The 21,445-nt window shown below is 64.1% G+C and carries 16 protein-coding genes and 1 pseudogene; 12 read left to right on the top strand and 5 right to left on the bottom strand.

The features are described 5' to 3' along the window. Window positions 1-31: 31 nt before the first annotated feature. Window positions 32-343, bottom strand: a complete 312-nt coding sequence (locus tag ACSSU5_RS24760) for a hypothetical protein (RefSeq protein WP_492560104.1) — start codon at window positions 341-343, stop codon at window positions 32-34. 112 nt (window positions 344-455) lie between these two features. Further along, on the bottom strand, window positions 456-1,748 hold the full coding sequence (locus ACSSU5_RS24755) for an MFS transporter (RefSeq protein ID WP_264313185.1): 1,293 nt from the start codon (window positions 1,746-1,748) through the stop codon (window positions 456-458). 757 nt (window positions 1,749-2,505) lie between these two features. Here ACSSU5_RS24755 and fdnG point away from each other — a divergent pair. The 4 genes from fdnG to fdhE are packed head-to-tail and all read left to right on the top strand — an operon-like array spanning window position 2,506 to window position 7,991. Then, window positions 2,506-5,556, top strand: coding sequence for a formate dehydrogenase-N subunit alpha (fdnG, locus tag ACSSU5_RS24750; protein ID WP_492560103.1), 3,051 nt, complete (start codon window positions 2,506-2,508; stop codon window positions 5,554-5,556). Between the two features lie 13 nt (window positions 5,557-5,569). Then, complete coding sequence (fdxH, locus tag ACSSU5_RS24745) at window positions 5,570-6,454, top strand: formate dehydrogenase subunit beta (protein ID WP_264313187.1); 885 nt, start codon at window positions 5,570-5,572, stop codon at window positions 6,452-6,454. Continuing rightward, entirely contained in the window at window positions 6,451-7,086 is a 636-nt protein-coding gene (locus ACSSU5_RS24740; RefSeq protein ID WP_264313188.1) for a formate dehydrogenase subunit gamma, read from the top strand. The genes fdxH and ACSSU5_RS24740 overlap by 4 nt, the downstream gene beginning before the upstream one ends. Beyond that, window positions 7,083-7,991: a formate dehydrogenase accessory protein FdhE gene (gene fdhE / locus ACSSU5_RS24735; RefSeq protein WP_264313189.1), complete on the top strand. Its 909-nt coding sequence runs from the start codon at window positions 7,083-7,085 to the stop codon at window positions 7,989-7,991. Before ACSSU5_RS24740 ends, fdhE begins: the two co-directional genes overlap by 4 nt. A 57-nt stretch (window positions 7,992-8,048) precedes the next feature. Here the strand turns inward: fdhE and ACSSU5_RS24730 are convergent. Together ACSSU5_RS24730 and uvrA are read right to left on the bottom strand one after the other, a co-directional pair. Further along, window positions 8,049-8,213, bottom strand: a pseudogene (locus ACSSU5_RS24730) (HlyD family secretion protein); the annotation flags it as partial. Between the two features lie 60 nt (window positions 8,214-8,273). Then, on the bottom strand, window positions 8,274-10,790 hold the full coding sequence (gene uvrA, locus ACSSU5_RS24725) for an excinuclease ABC subunit UvrA (protein WP_492560102.1): 2,517 nt from the start codon (window positions 10,788-10,790) through the stop codon (window positions 8,274-8,276). Between the two features lie 311 nt (window positions 10,791-11,101). Between uvrA and ACSSU5_RS24720 the strand changes: the two genes are divergently transcribed. The 4 genes from ACSSU5_RS24720 (at window position 11,102) to ACSSU5_RS24705 (ending at window position 15,969) form a co-directional block, all read left to right on the top strand. After that, complete coding sequence (locus tag ACSSU5_RS24720; RefSeq protein WP_264313191.1) at window positions 11,102-12,277, top strand: M20 aminoacylase family protein; 1,176 nt, start codon at window positions 11,102-11,104, stop codon at window positions 12,275-12,277. 83 nt (window positions 12,278-12,360) lie between these two features. Continuing rightward, entirely contained in the window at window positions 12,361-13,671 is a 1,311-nt protein-coding gene (locus ACSSU5_RS24715; RefSeq protein ID WP_264313192.1) for a citrate-proton symporter, read from the top strand. Continuing rightward, entirely contained in the window at window positions 13,668-15,125 is a 1,458-nt protein-coding gene (locus tag ACSSU5_RS24710) for an amidase (protein ID WP_492560101.1), read from the top strand. The genes ACSSU5_RS24715 and ACSSU5_RS24710 overlap by 4 nt, the downstream gene beginning before the upstream one ends. A 70-nt stretch (window positions 15,126-15,195) precedes the next feature. Further along, window positions 15,196-15,969, top strand: a complete 774-nt coding sequence (locus ACSSU5_RS24705; protein ID WP_492560100.1) for an IclR family transcriptional regulator — start codon at window positions 15,196-15,198, stop codon at window positions 15,967-15,969. Between the two features lie 66 nt (window positions 15,970-16,035). Here ACSSU5_RS24705 and ACSSU5_RS24700 read toward each other — a convergent pair whose 3' ends face one another. Continuing rightward, window positions 16,036-16,950: a helix-turn-helix domain-containing protein gene (locus tag ACSSU5_RS24700; RefSeq protein ID WP_492560099.1), complete on the bottom strand. Its 915-nt coding sequence runs from the start codon at window positions 16,948-16,950 to the stop codon at window positions 16,036-16,038. Window positions 16,951-17,127: 177 nt separating this feature from the next. Here ACSSU5_RS24700 and ACSSU5_RS24695 point away from each other — a divergent pair, with 177 nt between their 5' ends. Genes ACSSU5_RS24695 through ACSSU5_RS24680 form a run of 4 tightly spaced genes read left to right on the top strand, consistent with a single transcriptional unit; the run spans window position 17,128 to window position 21,393 of the window. Beyond that, window positions 17,128-17,955, top strand: coding sequence for an SDR family NAD(P)-dependent oxidoreductase (locus ACSSU5_RS24695; RefSeq protein WP_492560098.1), 828 nt, complete (start codon window positions 17,128-17,130; stop codon window positions 17,953-17,955). After that, on the top strand, window positions 17,952-19,670 hold the full coding sequence (locus ACSSU5_RS24690; RefSeq protein WP_492560097.1) for an FAD-dependent oxidoreductase: 1,719 nt from the start codon (window positions 17,952-17,954) through the stop codon (window positions 19,668-19,670). Before ACSSU5_RS24695 ends, ACSSU5_RS24690 begins: the two co-directional genes overlap by 4 nt. Beyond that, on the top strand, window positions 19,670-19,999 hold the full coding sequence (locus ACSSU5_RS24685) for an NIPSNAP family protein (protein ID WP_264313198.1): 330 nt from the start codon (window positions 19,670-19,672) through the stop codon (window positions 19,997-19,999). Before ACSSU5_RS24690 ends, ACSSU5_RS24685 begins: the two co-directional genes overlap by 1 nt. 50 nt (window positions 20,000-20,049) lie before the next feature. Further along, complete coding sequence (locus ACSSU5_RS24680) at window positions 20,050-21,393, top strand: MFS transporter (protein ID WP_492560096.1); 1,344 nt, start codon at window positions 20,050-20,052, stop codon at window positions 21,391-21,393. Window positions 21,394-21,445 lie beyond the last annotated feature (52 nt).

Below are 21,445 nucleotides of genomic sequence, written 5' to 3'. Positions count from 1 at the left end.
GCGATGGGGCGCAGTGTAGCCCAGGCCGGCCTCAACGGCTGTCCTGGTCCTCGGCGGTGCCGCCGTCGTAGCCAGCACCGGAGCCTGTGGCTTCGCCCGTGCTGTTGCTGCCGCCACTGGCGCCGTCTGCGGCATCGGTATCGCTGCCGGTATTGCTGCTGTCGTTATCCTGGCCGCTGCCGGGGCTGTTGACGCTGCTGCCGTCACCGGCCGTCTTGCCGCCGGATTGGTCGGTTTGTGGGCGGCTGTCGGTGTTGGTGGGTTCGGTGGCAGCGAAGCTGGTGCCGGAGATGGCACCCATGGCCAGGGCCAGGCACAGCGAGAGGGGGCGAATGCGGATCATGGTGAATCTCCAGTGCGGATGATCTGTCATTCGTTTGGCTGGAGTGGGACGGCGCGGTGCCCTCTGGGCGACGGGTGGTCAAGAAAAGGGGCTGCACAGCAGCCCCAGGGGTTCAGCTGTGCTCTGGGCGTGGCACTTTATGCTCCGCAGGCTCCAGCGGCGGGTGTTCTTGCGCTGCATGCATCAGGTCTTCGGTTACCCGCAGCTCGGCGCCGGTGGGCGAGAAGGTGGTCGAGGCGGTGAAGGGGGCCGGGTGCTCCGCCGCCGGGCGCTTGCCACGGCGCCACAGGAAGAAGCTCACCATGCCCAGGTTAACCACTGCGAAGGCCCAGAACAGCCCCGCCTCGCCAAACGAAGTCATCATCGGCGAAATCGCCAGTGGCGCCAGTGCCGAGCCCAGCGAGTTGATCAACAGCAAGCCCTGGATCATGGGTACCAGGGCGTCGGACGGTGCACGGTCGGCAGCGTGGCTGACCGCCACCGGGTACAGGGCGAACACACCGCCCCCCAGCAGGAACAGCATCGCGGGCAGCAATGAAGACTCAGAAGGCAGGAACACGGTGATCAACGACAGCACCACGCACAGCCCGGCCAGGGCAATCAGCACGTCCTGGCGGTCTTTGCGGTCAGACCAACGACCCACCGGGTATTGGAGCAGCATGGCGCCCAGGATCACCCAGGCCATCATGTTGCCGACTTCCCCCACGTCTAGGCCGATGCGCTGCAGATACAGCGGCAGCAGGGCATAAATGCCGGCAATCGCCACGCCCGAACCGAAGCAGCCGACCAGGCCCGACGGTGCCACACCCAGCAGTTGGCGCGGTTTCAGTGGCTCGACCTGATCCAGCAGCGGTGATACCCGTGGCAGGATCACGATCGGCAGCACCGACAGTGCCGCAAGCATGCCGGCGAGCATGAACGGCGCGGTATCGCCCAGGCCGGTGATTTCGCCAAGGCCTGCCTGGGCGATAACGCCAGCACCGTAGAAGCTAATCATGTACAGCGCCAGCAGGCGACCACGGATCTTCGCGTCGCCGGCCAGCAACAGCCAGCTCTCGATCACCAGGAACACGCCGACCGCAGCCCAGCCATTGATCAGGCGCAAGATCGACCACCAGGTTGTGTCGTAAAACAGACCCTGCAGCAAAATGGTCGCAGCGATCAGCGAGGCGAAGCTGGTGTAGGCGCGGATATGGCCGATGCGCAGAATAAGCCGGTCATTGAAGATCGCGCCAAGGGTCAGGCCAATGAAGTAACTCGACGACACGATACCGATGGTGGTTGCCGATTCACCGGCAGCGCCCAGGCGCAGGGTGGTCAGGGAAGACATGAAGCCGTTGCCCAGGGCAATGATGAACAGCCCGAGCAGGGGCGCCAGCGCCATGGCCAGCAAACGCGGAGACATACGTACCTCAAGGTGGATGAGCGGAATGAGCGCCTCTTCGGACGCGCACGCCGAATCGGCCCGACAAGGGGCCAAGAGGCTGCACGGATGTGCCTGGGATGGATGCGACCTGGGCAAGACTCAACCGCTGGGCCGTGAGGGAACTGGGCCGGGCGGGGTGGGTTGAGCCTATTTCACATGTGCGGTCATGTGTTCAGGCACGGACTCTGTCGTTGCTGCCGGTTGCCACCGTTCAAGGCGACGGGCGAAAAGGAAGCGCGATTCTACGTGCTTGCAACGATTTGCCCAAGGGGCATCGCCCTGCGACGAGACGCCGCAGGGCGTGGCTGCCTGCAGCCTCAATGGACCCTGCCAATAATAATTTGTAAGAAAAAATAACTTTAGTCGTATTGATTCATTGTTTTATCGGCATGCAGCGGCCGTTTATTGACCTGGATCAATACAGAAGTGCAATTAATGGCCATAGCAGTTTGTTGATCGATAAAACTGATCAAGCGATCAACCCGGTCAATTGGTCCCTGCGTCATCCTGCCACTACAATGGCGGGCGCGGCCTGCAAGGGCCGCCTTTGATTAACGTGTGATACCACGGTCAATTTAGTGTTTGCCAAGAAGTTGCGTTCTTATTAACGCGCTGCAGATTTCTATTGCCCCTGATTTGTGCCTGTCACCGAATTAGAACGACTTGCCGATAACACCCGTTGATAAGTAACGCCTGTTCGCCTGGTACTGAACCGGGCCTAGATGAGGAGATGCCCATGGCACTTGGCAGACGACAATTTTTTAAACTTTGCACGGCCGGCGCGGCGGCAGCGACCACCGTGTCGCTGGGCTTTGCCCCGGCGGTGGCCAATGCCAGCCAGTCACGCCAATACAAGCTGTTGCGTGCCAAAGAGACACGCAACAACTGCACCTACTGTTCGGTAGGCTGCGGCATCCTCATGTACAGCCTCGGCGACGGCGCGAAAAACGCCAAAGCGCGCATCTTCCATATCGAAGGCGACCCGGACCACCCGGTCAGCCGCGGTTCGCTGTGCCCGAAAGGGGCGGGGCTGGTGGACTACATCCACAGCGAGCAACGCCTGATGTACCCGGAGTATCGGGCGCCAGGCTCGGACACGTGGCAGCGCATCACCTGGGACCACGCCATTGAGCGCATCGCCCGGCTGATGAAGGCCGACCGCGATGCGAACTTCATCGAGAAAAACGCCAAGGGCGTTACCGTCAACCGTTGGCTGTCCACCGGCATGCTCTGCTCGTCTGCGGCCAGCAGCGAAACCGGCTCGCTCGACCAGCGCTTCACGCGCGCCCTGGGCATCCTCGGCACCGACAGCCAGGCCCGGGTCTGCCACGCCCCGACCGTGTCGGCGCTGGCACCGACCTTCGGCCGGGGGGCGATGACCAACAACTGGGTGGACATCAAGAACGCCAACGTCGTGCTGATCATGGGTGGTAACCCCGCCGAGGCGCACCCGGTGGGTTTCAAATGGGTGATCGAGGCGAAGATCCGCAACGGCGCCAAGGTGATCGTGGTCGATCCACGCTTCAACCGCAGCGCCTCGGTGGCCGACCTGTATTCGCCCATCCGCGCAGGTTCCGACATCACCTTTCTCATGGGGGTGGTCAACTACCTGATCAGCCATGACCGTATTCAGCATGAGTACGTGCGCGCCTACACCAATGCCAGCCTGATCGTGCGCAGCGACTACAGCTTCGACGACGGGCTGTTCAGCGGCTACGACAGCGAGACCCGGCGCTACGATCGCAGCTCCTGGGCTTATGAACTCGACGAGCAGGGCTTCGCCAAGCGCGACATGACGCTCAGCCACCCGCGTTGCGTGTACAACCTGCTCAAAGAGCACGTTAGCCGTTACACACCAGAGCGGGTCAGCGAGTTGTGCGGTACGCCAAAGGGCGATTTCCTGCAGATTTGCGAGATCCTTGCCAGCACCAGCGCACCGGACAAGACCGCCACCTTCCTCTATGCCCTGGGCTGGACCCACCACACCACGGGCGCCCAGATGATCCGTGGCTCGGGCATGATCCAGCTGCTGCTGGGCAATATCGGCATGGCCGGTGGCGGCGTCAACGCCCTGCGCGGGCACTCCAACATCCAGGGCTATACCGACCTGGGCCTGCTGTCGCAACGCCTGCCGGGTTACATGAACCTGCCGTCCGACAACCAGACCACGGTCGAAGCCTACCTGAAGGAAACCACGCCCAGCGCCCAGCTGCCCGGGCAGGTCAACTACTACCAGCACACGCCCAAGTTTTTCATCAGCCTGATGAAGAGCCTGTGGGGCGACAAAGCCACCCAGGAAAACAACTGGGGCTTCGACTGGTTGCCCAAATGGGACGACAGCTACGACGTACTCAACTATTCCAACCGCATGTACGAAGGCAAGGTCAACGGCTACATTGCCCAAGGCTTCAACCCGATCGCGGCGTTCCCGGACAAGAACAAGGCCGCCGAGGCCTTGGCCAAGCTCAAGTTCCTGGTGATCATCGACCCGCTGGCGACCGAGACTTCGAGCTTTTGGCAAAACCACGGCGAGTCCAACGACGTTGACCCGGCGGCGATCCAGACCGAAGTCTTCCGCCTGCCGTCAAGCTGCTTCGCCGAAGAGAACGGCTCGATCGTCAACTCCAGCCGCTGGCTGCAATGGCACTGGGCCGGCGCGGCGCCGCCGGGTGAAGCCTGGCACGACGGCAAGATTCTCGGCCACCTGTTCATGAAGCTGCGCGAGCTGTACCGCAACGAGGGTGGCGTATGCCCGGAGCCTGTGTTGAACATGGCCTGGGACTACAAGAACCCCTACGATCCGGAGCCTGAGGAAGTCGCCAAGGAGTCCAACGGCTACGCCCTGGCGGACCTGCACGACGACGCTGGCAACCTGGTGCTGCGCAAGGGCCAGTTGCTGGACAACTTCGCCCAGTTGCGCGACGACGGCAGCACGGCGTGCTTCAACTGGGTATTCGCCGGTTCCTGGACCGAAGCCGGTAACCAGATGGCCCGCCGCGACAACGCCGACAGTGGCCTGGGCTGCACGCCGGGCTGGGCTTGGGCCTGGCCGCAGAATCGGCGGATTCTCTACAACCGCGCCTCGGCCGACCCCCAAGGCAAGGCCTGGGACCCCAAGCGCCAGATCATTGCCTGGGATGGCAGCCGCTGGAGTGGCAGCGATGTACCGGACTTCCCGGTCACCGCCGCGCCGGGCAGCAACGTCAACCCGTTCATCATGCTGCCTGAAGGGGTCGGCCGGCTGTTCTCGGTCGGGGCCATGAACGACGGGCCGTTCCCTGAGCACTACGAACCGATCGAAAGCCCGCTGGCGTCCAACCCGCTGCACCCCAATGTCAGCAAGAGCCCGACCGCACGCTTGTATGAAAGCGACCGCGCGCGCATGGGCAGCCGTGAGGAGTTCCCTTACGTGGCCACCACCTATTCGATCACCGAGCTGTTCCGCCACTGGACCAAGCACTCGCGGCTCAACGCGATCATCCAGCCCGAACAGTTCATCGAGATCGGCGAAGTGCTGGCCAAGGAGAAAGGCATCGCCCAGGGCGACCTGGTGCGGGTGAGTACCAAGCGCGGCTACATCAAAGCCAAGGCGGTGGTCACCAAGCGGGTCCAGCGCCTGGAGGTCGCCGGGCAGATGGTCGATACCATCGGCATCCCGTGCCACTGGGGCTTTGAGGGTGCTACCCGCAAGGGCTTTTTGGCCAACACGCTGACCCCGGGGGTGGGTGATTCCAACACCAACACCCCGGAATACAAGGCGTTCCTGGTGAACGTGGAAAAGGCCTGACGGAGCGACGCACATGTCCCTGCAATCCCAAGACATCATTCGCCGTTCGGCGACTAACGCCTTCACCCCGGCGCCGCGTGCCCGTGACCACCAGGCCGAGGTGGCCAAGCTGATCGACGTCAGCATCTGTATCGGCTGCAAGGCCTGCCAGGTGGCCTGCAACGAATGGAACGACCTGCGTGACGAGGTCGGCCACAACGTCGGTGTGTACGACAACCCGGCCGACCTCACGCCCGACACCTGGACGCTGATGCGTTTCGACGAGCACCAGGACGAGAACGGCAAACTGGAGTGGCTGATCCGCAAGGATGGCTGCATGCACTGTGCCGACCCGGGCTGCCTGAAGGCCTGCCCGCAACCAGGGGCGATCATTCAGTACGCCAACGGTATCGTCGATTTCCAGTCCGAGCACTGCATCGGTTGCGGCTACTGTGTAGCCGGCTGCCCGTTCGATGTGCCGCGCATCAGCAAGAAGGACAACAAGGCCTACAAGTGCACGCTGTGCGTTGACCGAGTCAGTGTCGGCCAGGAGCCGGCCTGCGTGAAAACCTGCCCGACCGGCGCGATCAACTTCGGCAGCAAGGCCGACATGCTGGTGCAGGCCGAGGAGCGCGTGAGCGAGCTGCAAGGCCGAGGCTTTGCCGGTGCCGGCATCTACGACCCGCAGGCCGTGGGCGGCACCCATGTGTTCTATGTGCTGCAGCACGCCGACAAACCTCAGCTGTACCACAAGCTCAACCCGGACCCACGCATCAGCAGCGCGATCGAGGGCTGGAAAGGCTGGCTCAAGCCGGTGGCCGCCGTGGCGTTCTTCGCCACCCTGGCGGGCACGGTGTTCCACTACATCGGCGTTGGCCCCAACGAAGTCGAGGAAGACGAGAAGGAGACCCAGGTATGAACAAGGATCGACTGATTCTGCGTACGCGCTTCATCGACCGGGCCAGCCACTGGTTCATGGTCATCTGTTTCTTCCTGGTGGCGATGTCGGGGTTGTCGTGGTTTTTCCCGTCGCTGAACTGGCTCAACGGCGTGTTCGGCACACCGCAGCTGGCGCGTATCCTTCACCCGTTTTTCGGGGTGGTGGTGTTCGTGGTGCTGATGTTCCTGTTCGTGCGTTTCGTCAAGTACAACCTGCCCGAACGTGAAGACGGCATCTGGTTTCGCAACGTCAAGCGCGTGCTGGCGGGCGATCACAGCCAGCCGCTGCGCATCGGTAAGTACAACGCCGGCCAGAAGATCCTGTTCTGGGGGATCATGGGCCTGATCACCTTGCTCATGCTCAGTGGCGTGATCATCTGGCGGCCGTGGTTTGCCCACTACTTCAGCATCCCGCTGATCCGCATTGCCCTGTTTACCCATGCACTGGCGGGCATTTCGCTGATCTTGCTGATCATCGGCCACGCTTACCTGGCGTTCTGGGTGAAGGGCTCGATCCGCGGCATGATCACCGGCTACGTCTCGCGTACCTGGGCCAAGTCGCACCATGACCGCTGGTACCAGCAGATCAGCAGCAAGAGTGAGAAGAAATGAGCAGCATCAAACTGACGGCGGTCGAGCAGCCAAGCGGTGGCGTGGGCGCCATCAGCGCCTTGTTGCTGCCGCAACCAGGCCAGCACTTTGCCAAGCGCGCTGCGCGTTTGCGCCAGTTGGCCCAGGGGCATGAACAGGCCGACTACCTGGCGTTTGCCGCCACCGTCGCACAGGCCCAGCAGCGGTTGCTGGAGCGCTTCCCAGTGCCTGCTGAAGAGCTGCAGGCGCTGGTCGAGCGGTTAGATGTCGCTGCGCCGTTGTCGGCGCAACAGCTGCCGCGCTCACGTTACTGGCAGCAAGCGCTTGAGCATCTGCTGGAGGATCTGCGCGCAGACGCCAGCGACCCGGTATGTGCTGCCCTGGACAGGCTCGCAGCGCTGAGCGCGGAGCAGCGTGAAGCCTGCGCCGAGGACTTGCTGCAGGGTCGCTATGGCGAGGTGGACAGCGGCGAGGCGGTGTTTTTGTGGGCGGCCCTGGGGCTGTACTTCGTGCAGCTGGCCGCGGCATTGCCTGCCCATGCGCATGCGGCGGTGGGGGAGCATCGCCAGTTCTGCCCAGTGTGCGCCAGCGCGCCGGTGGCCAGCGTCATCCTCACCGGCAAGCGTGCCGGGCTGCGTTACCTGCATTGCGGGCTGTGCGAGAGTCGTTGGCACATGGTGCGGGTCAAGTGCAGCAACTGTGAGCACACCGGCAAACTGGACTACTGGTCGCTGGAGCGTCAGGACAGCGCGGTCAAGGCGGAAAGCTGCGGCGACTGCGAAAGCTACCTGAAGGCTTTCTATTACGAGCACGACCCGGCGCTGGAGCCCATCGCCGACGACCTGGCTTCGTTGCGCCTGGATGCCGAGCTTGAAGGGCAAGGCTTTGCCCGTAGCAGCATCAACCCCTTTCTGTTTCCGGGTTGAGGTGAACTGCGCCGGCGTTGTAGCGAACGCCTTGCCCAGGTCGGTGTGGTGAGCGATTTACTGCGCCTCACGGGTGTCGATACTCACCACAACCGACATGCCTGGCCGTAACCGTTTTGCCGCTGGCTGGTCGGCATCCACGGTGATGCGCACCGGGATCCGTTGGGCAATCTTGACGAAATTGCCGGTGGCGTTGTCTGCCTGCAGCAGCGCGAAGGCGCTTGTGACGCGCCCCGCTTCAAGAAGCCAGGGCGCGGTCACTTGGCGGTTTTGGTGCAACCCCTAGAGGGCTCTGGCCAGAAACGCGGCAGTTCGGCTTTCAGCACACCCAGCCACAGCCTCAGGCGTACCACTCACTACCACCGTCCCCCCCGCATCCCCAGCCCCCGGTCCGATATCGATCACCCAGTCGCTCTGCGCCACCACGCGCATGTCGTGCTCGACCACCACCACGCTATGCCCGGCATCGACCAGGCGGTTGAGTTGCACCAGCAGCCGGTCGATATCCTGCGGGTGCAGCCCGTTGGTGGGCTCGTCCAGCACATACAACGTCGCCCCGCGCGCCGTACGCTGCAACTCGGTGGCCAGCTTGATGCGCTGCGCCTCGCCGCCAGACAGCTCCGTAGCCGGCTGGCCCAGGCGCAGGTAGCCCAGGCCGATATCCTGCAGCACTTGCAGGCTGCGCCGTATTGGCGGTTGTTCTGTGAACACCGCCAGGGCCTGTTCAACGGTCAGTTGCAGCACCTGCGCAATGTTCATGCCCTGCCAGGTGACCGCCAGTGTTTCGAGGTTGTAGCGGGCTCCATGGCAGGTCGGGCAGGGCGCATAGACACTGGGCATGAACAACAGCTCGACGCTGACAAAGCCTTCGCCCTCGCAGGTAACGCAGCGGCCCTTGGTGACGTTGAACGAGAAGCGCCCGGCATCGAAGCCTTGCGCCTTGGCCTGCTCGGTGGCGGCAAACAGTTTGCGCACGGCGTCGAACAGGCCGGTGTAGGTGGCCAGGTTGGAGCGGGGGGTACGGCCGATGGGTTTCTGATCGACCTGGACCAGGCGCTTGATGCCGCCAAGGCCTGCCTTTACCCGGCCACTGCTGGTTTGTTCGGGGGCGTCCTCCAGGCTGTGTTCTTCGGGCTCAGAACGCTGCTCGGCATGGCCCAGGTGCTCGCCCACCAGCTCCAGCAGCGCTTGGCTGACCAGGCTGGATTTGCCCGAGCCGGAAATACCGGTTACGGCAGTGAAGCAACCCAAGGGGAACTGGGCGTTGAGGTTGACGAGGTTGTTGCGGGTGATGCCTTCCAGCTCTAGCCAGCCCTGTGGCTCGCGCGGCGTGCGGGTGGCCTGGATGCGTTCGCCGAACAGGTAGGCGCGTGTGCACGATTGCTCGACTTGGGCGAGCCCATTGGGTGGGCCGCTGTAAAGGATGGTGCCGCCGTGTTCACCGGCGGCCGGCCCAACATCCACCAGCCAGTCGGCGCGGCGCATGGTGTCGAGGTCGTGCTCCACCACATAAACCGAGTTGCCGGCCTGTTTCAGGCGCTGCAAGGCTTCGAACAAGGCTTCGCTGTCGGCCGGATGCAAGCCGGCCGAGGGCTCGTCGAGCACATAGATCACGCCGAACAGTTGTGAGTTGAGCTGGGTGGCCAGGCGCAAGCGTTGCAACTCACCCGAGGAAAGGCTCGGGGTGCTGCGTTCCAGGGCCAGGTAACCCAGCCCCAGGTCGAGCAAGGTGTCGATGCGTTCGAGCAGTTCATGGGCAATCCGCTGCGCCGCCAGGCGTTTTTCCAGGGTCAGGTCGTCTTGGGTCTGTTCCAGGTAAGCCGGCGCCGCCACCGTGCGGAACACCTCGGCCAGTGCCTGCAATGAAAGGTGCGACAGCTCGGCGATGTCCAGGCCCGCGAAGGTCACGCTCAGCGCCTCGCGCTTGAGCCGTTTGCCTGCACACAGTGGGCAAGGGCTTGGGCGCATGAACTGGGCCACGCGCTTGCGCATCTGCGCGCTCTGCGAATGCATGAAGGTGTGCAGTACGTAGCGCCGGGCGCCACTGAAGGTGCCCTGGTAGCTGGGCTCCTGCTTGCGTTCGAGGGCGGCGCGGGTTTGCGCCGGGGTCAGGCCGGCATACACCGGGGCCGTGGGGGTTTCTTCGGTGAACAGAATCCAGTCGCGCTGCGCGTGTGGCAAGTCGCGCCAGGGAACGTCCACGTCATAGCCCAGGGTGACCAGGATGTCGCGCAGGTTCTGGCCCTGCCAGGCCATGGGCCAGGCCGCCACCGCGCGCTCGCGAATGGTCAGCGAAGGGTCGGGGACCAGGGTTGCCTCAGTGACTTCATAGACGCGGCCCAGGCCGTGGCATTCGGGGCAGGCACCCTGTGGGGTGTTGGGCGAGAAGTCTTCGGCGTACAGCATCGCCTGCCCAGCCGGGTAATGGCCGGCGCGCGAGTAGAGCATGCGTATTGAGCTGGACAGCGTGGTGACGCTGCCCACCGAGGACCGCGCGCTGGGGGTGCCACGCTGCTGTTGCAGGGCGACCGCCGGCGGCAGGCCTTCGATGGCGTCCACGTCGGGTACGCCAACCTGGTCGATCAGGCGCCGGGCATAGGGGGCGACTGATTCGAAGTAGCGGCGCTGGGCTTCGGCATACAGGGTGGAGAAGGCCAGCGAAGACTTGCCCGAGCCCGACACACCGGTAAACACCACCAGCGCGTCGCGGGGGATATCGACATCGATGTTCTTGAGGTTGTGCTCACGGGCGCCACGGACGCGGACGAAACCGGCAGGGTTTGGGTGACGGTGTGGCATTAGGCACTCCTTGGCTGGGGAGTGGGGCACGGTAGCAGCATTTGCGGAGCTGTGCGTAGATTGGGGGTGGGTTGGCAGGTGCTTGCCTTGAGGTTTTTAGCGCCTGGGAGATCGAGCGCCGAACCTCTCAACCCCTTCACCTGGCAGCCCCCATCCAATCCCCAAAACCAAGTTCCACCCTGCGGAACCACATTCGATTGTGCTCTCCCGCCACTCGCGTTTATCTGTCAGCCAACACGACCTGCCTTCCCCCGTCGTGATCTCAACGCGAACAACAAGAACGGGAACATACCCGCGCAAGGAGATTCCGCATGTCCCGACATCAGCACATCCTGGCCTGGCTCGACGATGTGGCCAGTGACCTGCACGCGATCCGTCACGATATCCACGCCCACCCGGAACTGGGTTTTGAAGAAAGCCGCACCTCGGCGCTGGTTGCCCGCCTGCTTGAGGAGTGGGGCTATGAAGTGCATACCGGCATCGGCAAGACCGGCGTAGTCGGCGTGTTGCGCAATGGCAGCAGCACACGCCGCCTGGGCCTGCGTGCCGACATGGACGCGCTGCCCATTCATGAAGCGACCGGCGCCGCCTACAGCAGCCAGCACCAGGGCTGCATGCACGCCTGCGGCCATGACGGTCACACCACCATGCTGCTGGGGGCCGCCCGCTACCTGGCGGCAACCCGGCAGTTCGACGGTACGCTGACGCTGATCTTCCAGCCGGCCGAGGAGGGCCAGGGTGGCGCCGAGGCGATGCTGGCCGACGGGCTGCTGGAACGCTTCCCCTGCGATGCACTGTTCGGCATGCACAACATGCCTGGGCTGCCGGCCGGGCACCTGGGCTTTCGCGAGGGGCCGATGATGGCCTCGCAAGACCTGCTGACGGTGACCCTCGACGGGGTTGGCGGGCATGGTTCGATGCCGCACCTGACCGTCGACCCGCTGGTGGCGGCGGCCAGTGTGGTGATGGCGCTGCAAACCGTGGTGGCGCGCAACATCGATGCACAGGAAGCTGCGGTGGTTACCGTCGGCGCCTTGCAGGCCGGTGAAGCGGCCAACGTGATCCCACAACAGGCACTGTTGCGGCTGAGCCTGCGCGCGCTCAACGCCGAGGTACGGGCGCAGACCCTGGAGCGGGTGCGGGCGATCATCGTCAGCCAGGCCGAAAGCTTTGGCTGCCGCGCCAGCATCGAACACCGCCCGGCCTACCCGGTGCTGGTCAACCATGCTGCGGAAAACGCCTTCGCCACACAGGTGGGGGTCGAGTTGGTGGGTGCCGAGGCGGTGGATGGCAATACCCGCAAACTGATGGGCAGCGAAGACTTCGCCTGGATGCTGCAACGCTGCCCGGGCGCCTACCTGTTCATCGGCAATGGTGTATCGCGGCCGATGGTGCACAACCCGGCCTACGACTTCAACGACGACATCCTGCTGACCGGCGCCGCCTACTGGGGCGCGCTGGCAGAGCGCTGGCTCGCGCCCGCCTGACCTTTCCTTTTTGACGACTGCCGCTGGAACCCGGGCGCGACCGCGCCTGGGCGATCACCCAATCATTGTGTGGAGTGTTCCCTATGCAGACTTCGAGCACCGGCGTGTCGCGTACCCGGCAAGTGGTCGCTGCCGTTATCGGCAACGCCCTGGAGTGGTACGACTTTATTGTTTACGGCTTTCTGGCCAGCATCATTGCCCGGCAGTTTTTCCCGTCGGATGACGAGTACGCCTCGCTGTTAATGGCCCTGGCCACCTTTGGTGTCGGCTTTTTCATGCGCCCGGTGGGCGGGGTGCTGCTGGGCATGTATGCCGACCGCAAGGGCCGCAAGGCTGCCATGCAGATGATCATCCGGTTGATGACGGTGTCCATCGCCATGATCGCCTTTGCGCCCAACTACCTCGCCATCGGCATGGGCGCACCCTTGCTGATCGTGGTGGCGCGCATGCTCCAGGGCTTTGCCACGGGTGGCGAATATGCCAGTGCCACGGCGTTTCTGGTGGAAAGTGCACCGGCCCATCGCAAGGGCCTGTACGGCTCATGGCAGTTGGTGGGGCAGTGCCTGGCGGTGTTTTCTGGGGCCGCGATGGTGGCCTTGGTGACGCACCTGTGCACGCCTGAGGCCCTGGACAGCTGGGGTTGGCGGGTCCCGTTCGTGCTCGGCCTGCTGATTGGCCCGGTGGGGCTGTGGATTCGCAAGCACATGGAAGAACCCGAGGAGTTTTTGGCGGCGCGCAAACAGGCCAAGGGCCAGGCGCCGAGCTTGTGGCAGATACTGCGTGAGCACCGCCGCAGCCTGTTGGTGTCGATGGGCCTGGCCTGTGGCGCAACCGTATCGTTCTACGTGGTGCTGGTGAACATGCCGACCTTCGCCCACAAAAACCTCGGGTTGCCGCTGGACCAGGTGTTGCTGGTGCAGATGCTTGCGGTGGGGCTGATGACCGTGGTCATCCCGCTGGCGGGGGCCTTGTCTGACCGGCTTGGCCGGCGCCCGGTGCTGATGGCCTTCACCCTGGCCTTCTTCGTGATGGTCTATCCGCTGTACGTGTGGGTGGCCGCAGCGCCGTCGATCGAGCGCCTGCTGGTCATGCAGATGCTGCTGTGCACCGCCATCGGCGGGTTCTTCGGGCCGGCACCCACGGCCCTGGCCGAGCAGTTCCCGGTCGAGGTGCGTTCGACCGGCGTGTCGGTGGCGTACAACGTTGCAGTGATGGTGTTCGGCGGCTTTGCCCCGCTGATCGTCACCTGGTTGAGCAAGGCCCTGAATACCCCGGTGGCGCCGTCGTTCTACGTACTGTTCGCTTGCCTGCTGACGCTGTTGGGCACCTACTGCCTGAAAGAAGCGCCGCGGGCAGGCAAAGCGGTTGCTTTCAACCTTGGAGTGAAACCGTGAAGCCATTAGCCATCGATCCGATCGTTGCCCTCGATGCCGAGGCCTTGTCCAAGGCTATTCATGCCCGTCAGGTGTCGTGCCACGAAGTGATGCAGGCATACCTCGCCCATATCGAGCGCTTCAACCCACAGGTCAATGCGCTGGTGTCGATGCGTGCGGCCGAGGCGGTGTTGGCCGAAGCCGATGAGCGCGACAGTGAGCTGACGCGGGGGCTCTCAAGGGGGTGGATGCATGGCATGCCTCAGGCGATCAAGGACCTGGCCGCCACCGCCGGGCTGCGCACCACCCTGGGCTCGCCGCTGTTCGCCGAGCATGTGCCCGAGCAGGATGCAGTCAGTGTGGCGCGGGTGCGCGCCAGCGGGGCGATCATCGTCGGCAAGAGCAATGTGCCGGAGTTCGGCCTGGGTTCGCAAAGCTACAACACCCTGTTCGGCACCACCCTCAATGCCTACGACCCCAGCCGGGTGGCCGGTGGCAGCAGTGGCGGGGCGGCTGCGGCGCTGGCGCTGCGGTTGCTGCCGGTGGCCGATGGCAGCGACATGATGGGCTCGTTGCGCAACCCGGCGGCGTTCAACAACGTGTTCGGCCTGCGCCCGTCCCAGGGGCGGGTGCCACACGGGCCGGCGCCGGAGGTGTTCATGCAGCAGTTGGCCACCGAAGGGCCGATGGGGCGCAGCGTGGTCGATGTGGCGCGGCTGTTGTCGACCCAGGCCGGTTTCGATGCACGCGTGCCGTTGTCGCTGAGCGGCGGCCAGGGTGATTTTGCCGAAGGGTTGCAGCGCGACTTCAAGGGCGTGCGGCTGGGCTGGCTGGGTGACTATGACGGCTACTTGCCGATGGAGGATGGCGTGCTGAGCCTGTGTGAGTCGGCCCTGGCGGATTTCGCCGAGCTGGGCTGCCAGGTCGAAGCCTGCCAGCCGGCATTTGACCTGGCGCGCCTCTGGCAATGCTGGCTCACCCACCGCCACTTCCTGGTGCACGGCAACCTCGGCGCGGCCTATGCCGACCCCGGCAAACGTGCGTTGCTCAAGCCTGAGGCGCAGTGGGAAGTCGAGGGTGGCCTGCAGTTGAGTGCGGCGCAGCTGTACCAGGCTTCGGTGGACCGCAGCGCGTGGTACCAGGCCCTCGGCCGTTTGTTCGAACGTTACGATTTCCTGCTGCTGCCTTCGGCCCAAGTGTTCCCTTTCGATGCACGGCAGGCGTGGCCGAAGGGGGTCGCAGGACGGACGATGGACACCTATCACCGCTGGATGGAGGTGGTGATCGGGCCGACCCTGGCAGGGCTGCCGAGCATCAGTGTACCGGTGGGCTTCAGTGCCCTGGGGTTGCCGATGGGCCTGCAGCTCATTGGCCCGGCCCAGGCGGATCATGCCGTGTTGCAACTGGCCTATGCGCATGAGCAGCTGACCCGCTGGGTCGAGCGGCGGCCACCGCAGTGCTTGCAAATACCGTAAAGGCCCTGGGCAGGCGCGGTTTTTGCTGTGCATGATGACCAACCCGCTAGAAGCCAGGGAGGTCGGAGACATGGGCAACATGACAGACAGTGGTGGCGTACGTTCGGTAGAGCGAGCATTGGCCATCGTCGACTTGCTCGGCGAGCATCAGGCGCTGGGGCTTGAAGAGTTGCACTACCTGACGTCGTTGCCCAAGGCCACGGTCTCGCGCATGCTCGCTACCTTGCAGGAGCAAGGGTGGGTCTACCGGGGCTTGAGCGATCGACGCTATCGCCTGTGTGCCCGGCGCCTGTTCGGTGACCGCCAGCTGCGTTTCAAGCGGCGCCTGGTGGAACACGCCGCGCCCTGGCTGTTGGAACTGAGCGAGCGCACCGGGCTGGTGGCGGACCTTTCGTGCTTCGATGGCGAGCAGCTCGAAGTAATGGAAAGCGCCATCCCCCAGGTGTTGCGCAAGCGCTATCCGAACAACTGCCAGATCGTCGGCCACCATGCCAGCCTGTTTCACTCGGCGATGGGGCGCGCGTGCCTGGGGGAATTGCACAGCGACGAAGTGCAGCGCCTGGCCAGCCACCAGCGGTTGCGCGATGAAACGCTGTTGCGCGAAATCGAAGAGGACGCGCACAAGGGCTTTGGTCAGCGCACCGAGGGGCACTGGGAGTATCCGGTGCGGTTGCCGTTTCTGATCCGGGCGATCGCGTTGCCGGTGCGGGTTGAGGGGCAGCTGGCCGGTAGCATTGCCTTGCACTGGCCGGTGGATCAGGCGCCGGTAGAGCGGGTGTTGAGCCTGCACCTGGACCGTTTGGCGGCGACAGTGGGGCAGGTGCAGCATGCGCTGGAGGCTTGAGGGATGCCTGTGCTGGCCTCTTCGCGGGCAAGCCCGCTCCCACAGGTCCCCTGCTAATTCAACAGGCTATGTGTAGGGCTGTGGGAGCGGGTTTGCCCGCGAAGAGGCCAACGCAGTTTCGCGAAACCCGCTCGGGCTCACCCCTGAATGCTTACGGAAAAACCGGCTGAAATACCCCACATCGACAAACCCCAGTTCATGGGCGATCTCTTTTACACTGAGGCTCGAATGCCCCAGCGCCCGTTTGGCTTCCAACACCAACCGGGCATTGATGACATTCATCGGCGTCATGCCCAGGTGCTCCTGGCACAGCCGCCCCAGCGTGGCCAAGGTCAGCCCCATTTCACCGGCGTAGTCACCGAGCGACCAATGCTCGCGAAAGTGCATGTCTACCAGCTCACGGAACCCGGTCAGCTGCTGGCTGCGTCTGGAGGGCAGACGCTGCTCGCTACCGCTGGCCGACGGCTCGTGGCGCACCACTTGGATCAGCAGCGCCAGCAACAGCGACATGCTGCTGGCCACATGCTCGCGGGCGCGGTGGTGGTATTCCTCGCGCAGGGCACGGCACAGCGGTAGCAAGGGGTCTTCATCGGCGTCCCAGGGCGGCAGGGCGATCACCAGGGGCTTGCGGATCTGTGCCAGCAGGTTCGGCGCCAGTACCTGGGCGATGCTTTCCAGCGGATGCTGCGCCGCGGTGATCACCTGGCCCTCCACGGCGCCGGCCCAATGAAAACCATGGACCACCTGCGCCGGCACGTAAACCACGCAGGGTGCCTGAGCCTGCACGCGGTCGCTGTCGAACAGCACTTCACCCGCACCGCTTTGCAGGTACAACAACTGCAGCAGGCCTTCGTGACGGTGCGCCGCGATCTCCCAGTTGTGGGCGCCGGAGCGTTGCGAGATCGACTCCACATGCAGAGACTCGTGCCACACTGGCTGCGCGGTCTCGCCGTACAGGGCGTAGTTGGGGATCTTGTTCATGGTGTTGTAATTGTTGTGATCGATACCCGGCTACTGTGCCACAGCAGCCTGCAGGGTTCAGGGGCCAATGCCGAAATTGTCGGGAATGTGGGGCTGGTTGCAGGTTTTGTCCATTCTGCCAGGGTAGCTGCCGGCCCTAGGCTGTTCGCCAGATGAAGCGACACTCTGGAGAGCAGCATGCATAACAACAAGATTCACGATCACTGGCTGGGCCTGGGTTCAGCCGTTTGCGTGGTGACCGGCGCGGCCGGCGGCATTGGTGCGGCGCTGGCCGCAGCGTTGGTCGAGCAGCAGGCCCATGTGGTGTTGCTGGACCGCGATCTGGACAAGTGCCGTGAGCTGGCAGCCACCTTGGGCGAGCACAGTGTCGGGGAGGTCAGCGCGCTGGGCTGCGACATCGCCGACCCAGGCAGTGTCAACCAGGTTGCCGCTCAGGTGCAGGCGCTGCACGGGCGTTGCGATGTACTGATCAACAACGCCAGCGTATTGCGCCCGGGGTCGCTTGAAACGCTGACCCTGGAGCAATGGAACCAGGTGTTGGCGGTCAACCTCAGCGGCTATCTGCTGTGCTCCCAGGCCTTCGGCCACGCGATGCTTGCCCGTGGTCAGGGGCGTATCGTGCATGTTGCGTCCATCGCCGCCCATTACCCGCAACCCAACAGTGGCGCCTACAGCGCGGCCAAGGCCGGTGTCAGCATGCTGTCCCGGCAGATTGCCGTGGAGTGGGGGCCGCGTGGTGTACGCAGCAACGCGGTGTGCCCTGGGTTGATCCGCACGCCGTTGTCGGCCGCGTTCTACGCGGACCCGCAGATCGAACGCCAGCGCAGCGCCATGACTGCCAACCAGCGAATCGGGGAGCCGCAAGACATCGCCGAAGCGGTGCTGTTTCTCGCCAGCCCGCGCGCCGACTACATCAATGGCGCGGAGCTGACCGTCGATGGTGGGCTGGAGAGCATGCCCATGGCATTGATCCCGCGCCCCGGTTTCGAGGGCGTACGCACATGAAGACGCGCAGCTGCGACGTACTGGTGGTGGGCGCGGGCGCCGGTGGCTTGGCGACGGCGATCACCGCAAAAATGCACGGCCTGGAGGTGATCGTCATCGAAAAGGATGACTGCTTCGGCGGCACAACGGCGTTTTCCGGTGGCGTGTTGTGGGTGCCGGGCAACCGGCATGGGGTAAACGACAGCGAGGCGGCGGCGCTCACCTACCTGCGTAACGAAGCCGGCGACTGTTTCGACGAAGTGGCGGTCAAGGCGTTTCTGCGTCATGGGCCAGACATGGTCGAATTCTTCGAACGCAATACCGCGGTCAAATTCATCCCCACGCTGTACCCCGACTATCACCCGCACGTGGAGGGTGGCGTCGATATCGGGCGTTCGATACTGGCGGCGCCCTACGATATCCGAGGTCTGGGGCCAGACATGGCACGCCTGCGGCCACCGCTCAAGACCATCACTTTCATCGGCATGATGTTCAACTCGTCGAATGCCGACCTCAAGCATTTCTTCAATGTCACGCGCTCGCTGACCTCCTTCGTTTATGTGGCCAAGCGCTTGCTGACCCACCTCAAGGAGCTGGCGTTGTACCGGCGCGGCACCCAGGTCACCAGTGGCAATGCCCTGGCGGCGCGGTTGGTGAGGTCGGCGCTGGACCTGGGTATTCCGATTCTGACCGGGACGCCGGCCAGGCAGCTGTTGCGTGAAGGCCATCGGGTCACTGGGGTGCTGGCCAAGCATGGCGACGGCGAGCTGCGCATCGAGGCACGGCGCGGTGTGGTGCTGGCCTGTGGTGGTTTTTCCCATGACGTGCAACGGTTGAAGCAGGCCTACCCGCATGTGCGTCGAGGCGGCGAACACTTTTCGCCGGTGCCCGCGAGCAACACCGGGGATGGTGCGCGCATGGCCGAGGCGTTGGGCGCCCAGGTCGATATCCGATTGCAGGCTGCGGCGGCGTGGATGCCAGTGTCCAAGGTACCAATGGGGGCAGGGCGCTACGTTGCGTTTCCGCACCTGCTCGACCGTTACAAGCCTGGTGTGATCGGGGTTCTGCGCTCGGGTAAACGCTTTACCAACGAGTCGAATTCTTACCACGACGTGGGGGCGGCCTTGATCGAGGCGTGTGCCGAACAAACGGAAACCGCCATGTGGCTGGTCTGTGACCGTCGCACCCTGGCCAAGTACGGCCTGGGTTTTGCCAAGCCCGCGCCAATGCCGTTGGGGCCGCTGTTGCGCAATGGCTACCTGCTCAAGGGCAACAGCCTCGCCGAGCTGGCCCGCAAGGCCGGGATCGATGCCGCCGGGCTGGAGCAGACCGTGCGCGACTACAACCTGGGCGCCGTTCAGGGGGAGGACCGCCAGTTCGGGCGGGGTACCACGAGCTTCAACCGTTACCTGGCCGACCCGCAACATAAGCCCAACCCGTGCGTGGCACCGCTGGGCGAGGGGCCTTACTTTGCCGTGAAGGTGATCATGGGCGATTTGGGCACCTTCGACGGCATCCGCACCAGCGTGGTCGGCGAAGTGCTGGGCGCCGATCAGCAGGCCATCGACGGCCTGTACGCCGTCGGCAACGACCGCGCCAGCATCATGGGGGGCAATTACCCCGGTGCGGGCATCACCCTGGGGCCGATCATGACTTTTGGCTACATCACCGGTCGCCATCTGGCGGGCGTCGAACAAGGCCTGGCTACAGCGGGCAATGCGCAGGAGGTGGCGTGATGGACAAGCCCGTCGTCGATCACCGGGTCTACACCATTCGTCCACGTGGCATGGCGGCCTTTCTTGAAGCGTTCGACCAGTTGGCGATGCCGATTCTGCTGCGCCATCTCGGTGCACCGCTGGCGTTCTATACCAGCAGCATCGGCCCGCTCAACCAGGTGGTGCATCTGTGGGGCTACGACAGCCTCGATGACTTCGAAAAACGCAGCGCTGCCCGCGATGCCGACCCGGACTTCGCCGCCTACCTGCACGCCACCCGCGACCTGGTGCTGGCCCAGGAAACCCGGATCATCAGGCCTGTGCGGTTGCGTAGCCTCATTAACCGGTAACGCGGCCCAACCCCGATGCACCTTCATAAAAACAACAACAGGTGATACCCATGAACAACGCCATCGATGTGCGCCAACTGATCGACCAGCAACCTATCGGCCGCTACCAGAAATGGGTGGTCTTCCTGGGTTTTCTGATCATTGCCCTGGACGGGCTGGACGTCGCCATCATCGGTTTCATCGCACCCCAATTGAAAAGCGACTGGGGCCTGGACGCGCAAAGCCTGGGCCCGGTGCTGAGCGCCGCCCTTATCGGCCTGGCACTCGGTGCATTGATCGCCGGCCCCCTGGCTGATCGCTACGGGCGCAAGGCGGTCTTGCTGGGGAGTGTCCTGCTGTTTGGTGTCTGGACCCTGGCCTCGGCGTTCTCGCCCAATCTGGAGACCCTGGTTGCCTTGCGTTTTCTCACCGGCCTGGGCTTGGGCGCTGCCATGCCCAATGCCAGCACTCTGGTCAGTGAATACGCGCCGGCGCGCAGCCGCTCGCTGCTGATCACCCTGGCCTTCTGCGGCTTTTCCCTGGGCGCGGCGGCAGGCGGCTTTGTCAGTGCCTGGATGATCCCCAATCTGGGCTGGCGCAGCGTGCTGGTGCTGGGCGGTGTGCTGCCGCTGCTGACATTGCCGTTGCTGTGCTGGCGGTTGCCCGAGTCGGTCACCTTCCTGGTCAGCAAGGGCGCGGATGCACGGCGCATCCACGCTATCGTCAGCCGCCTGGCGCCGGGGCGCGTCAACGCCGACAGCACCTTCGTCGTGCCTGCCCGCGCGCCGGGCAGCGGCGGGGCGATTGGCACCATCCTTTCGCCTCGCTATCGCTTCGGCACCTTGATGCTCTGGACCGGCTACGTGCTGGCGCTGTTTTTGGTCTACCTGTTCAGCGGCTGGTTGCCCACCTTGGTGAAAGAGGGTGGCGGCTTCTCGGTAGCCGAAGCGGCCATCGTCACCGCCTGTTTCCAGATCGGCGGGCCGCTGGGGGCGATCTCCGTGGGCTGGGCCATGGACCGCTGCAACCCGCAACGGGTACTGATGCTGACCTTCCTGTTCAGCGGCGCGGTGATCTTCGCCATTGGCCAGGTCGCTGGGGATTTCACCTGGCTGTGCACGATTGCCTGGGCCGTGGGCTTCGGCCTCAATGGCGCCAGTGTGGGCATGAATGCCTTGGCCGCGGCGTTCTACCCCACTGAGGCGCGGGCGACCGGCGCCAGCTGGATGAGTGGCATCGGGCGCTTTGGGGCGATTCTCAGTGCGTTTGCCGGTGCCCAGATGTTGGCAATGGGCTGGAGTTTTGCGCAGGTGTTCGCCTCGTTGCTGATCCCGGCGTTATTGGCCGCGCTGGCTGTGCTGATGCAAGGGCGCCATGCTGGTTCAGGCCGAGACGCTGCCCGGCAACCGGTCTGAAGACGGCGGGAGTACAAATGTACTCCCGCTACTTTTTTAAATAAATGAGAGG

It is taken from the genome of Pseudomonas sp. E1MeOHC2, assembly GCF_058745025.1.
Note: the sequence above shows the minus strand (reverse complement) of the source record. Positions and strands in the feature narration are given on the sequence as shown.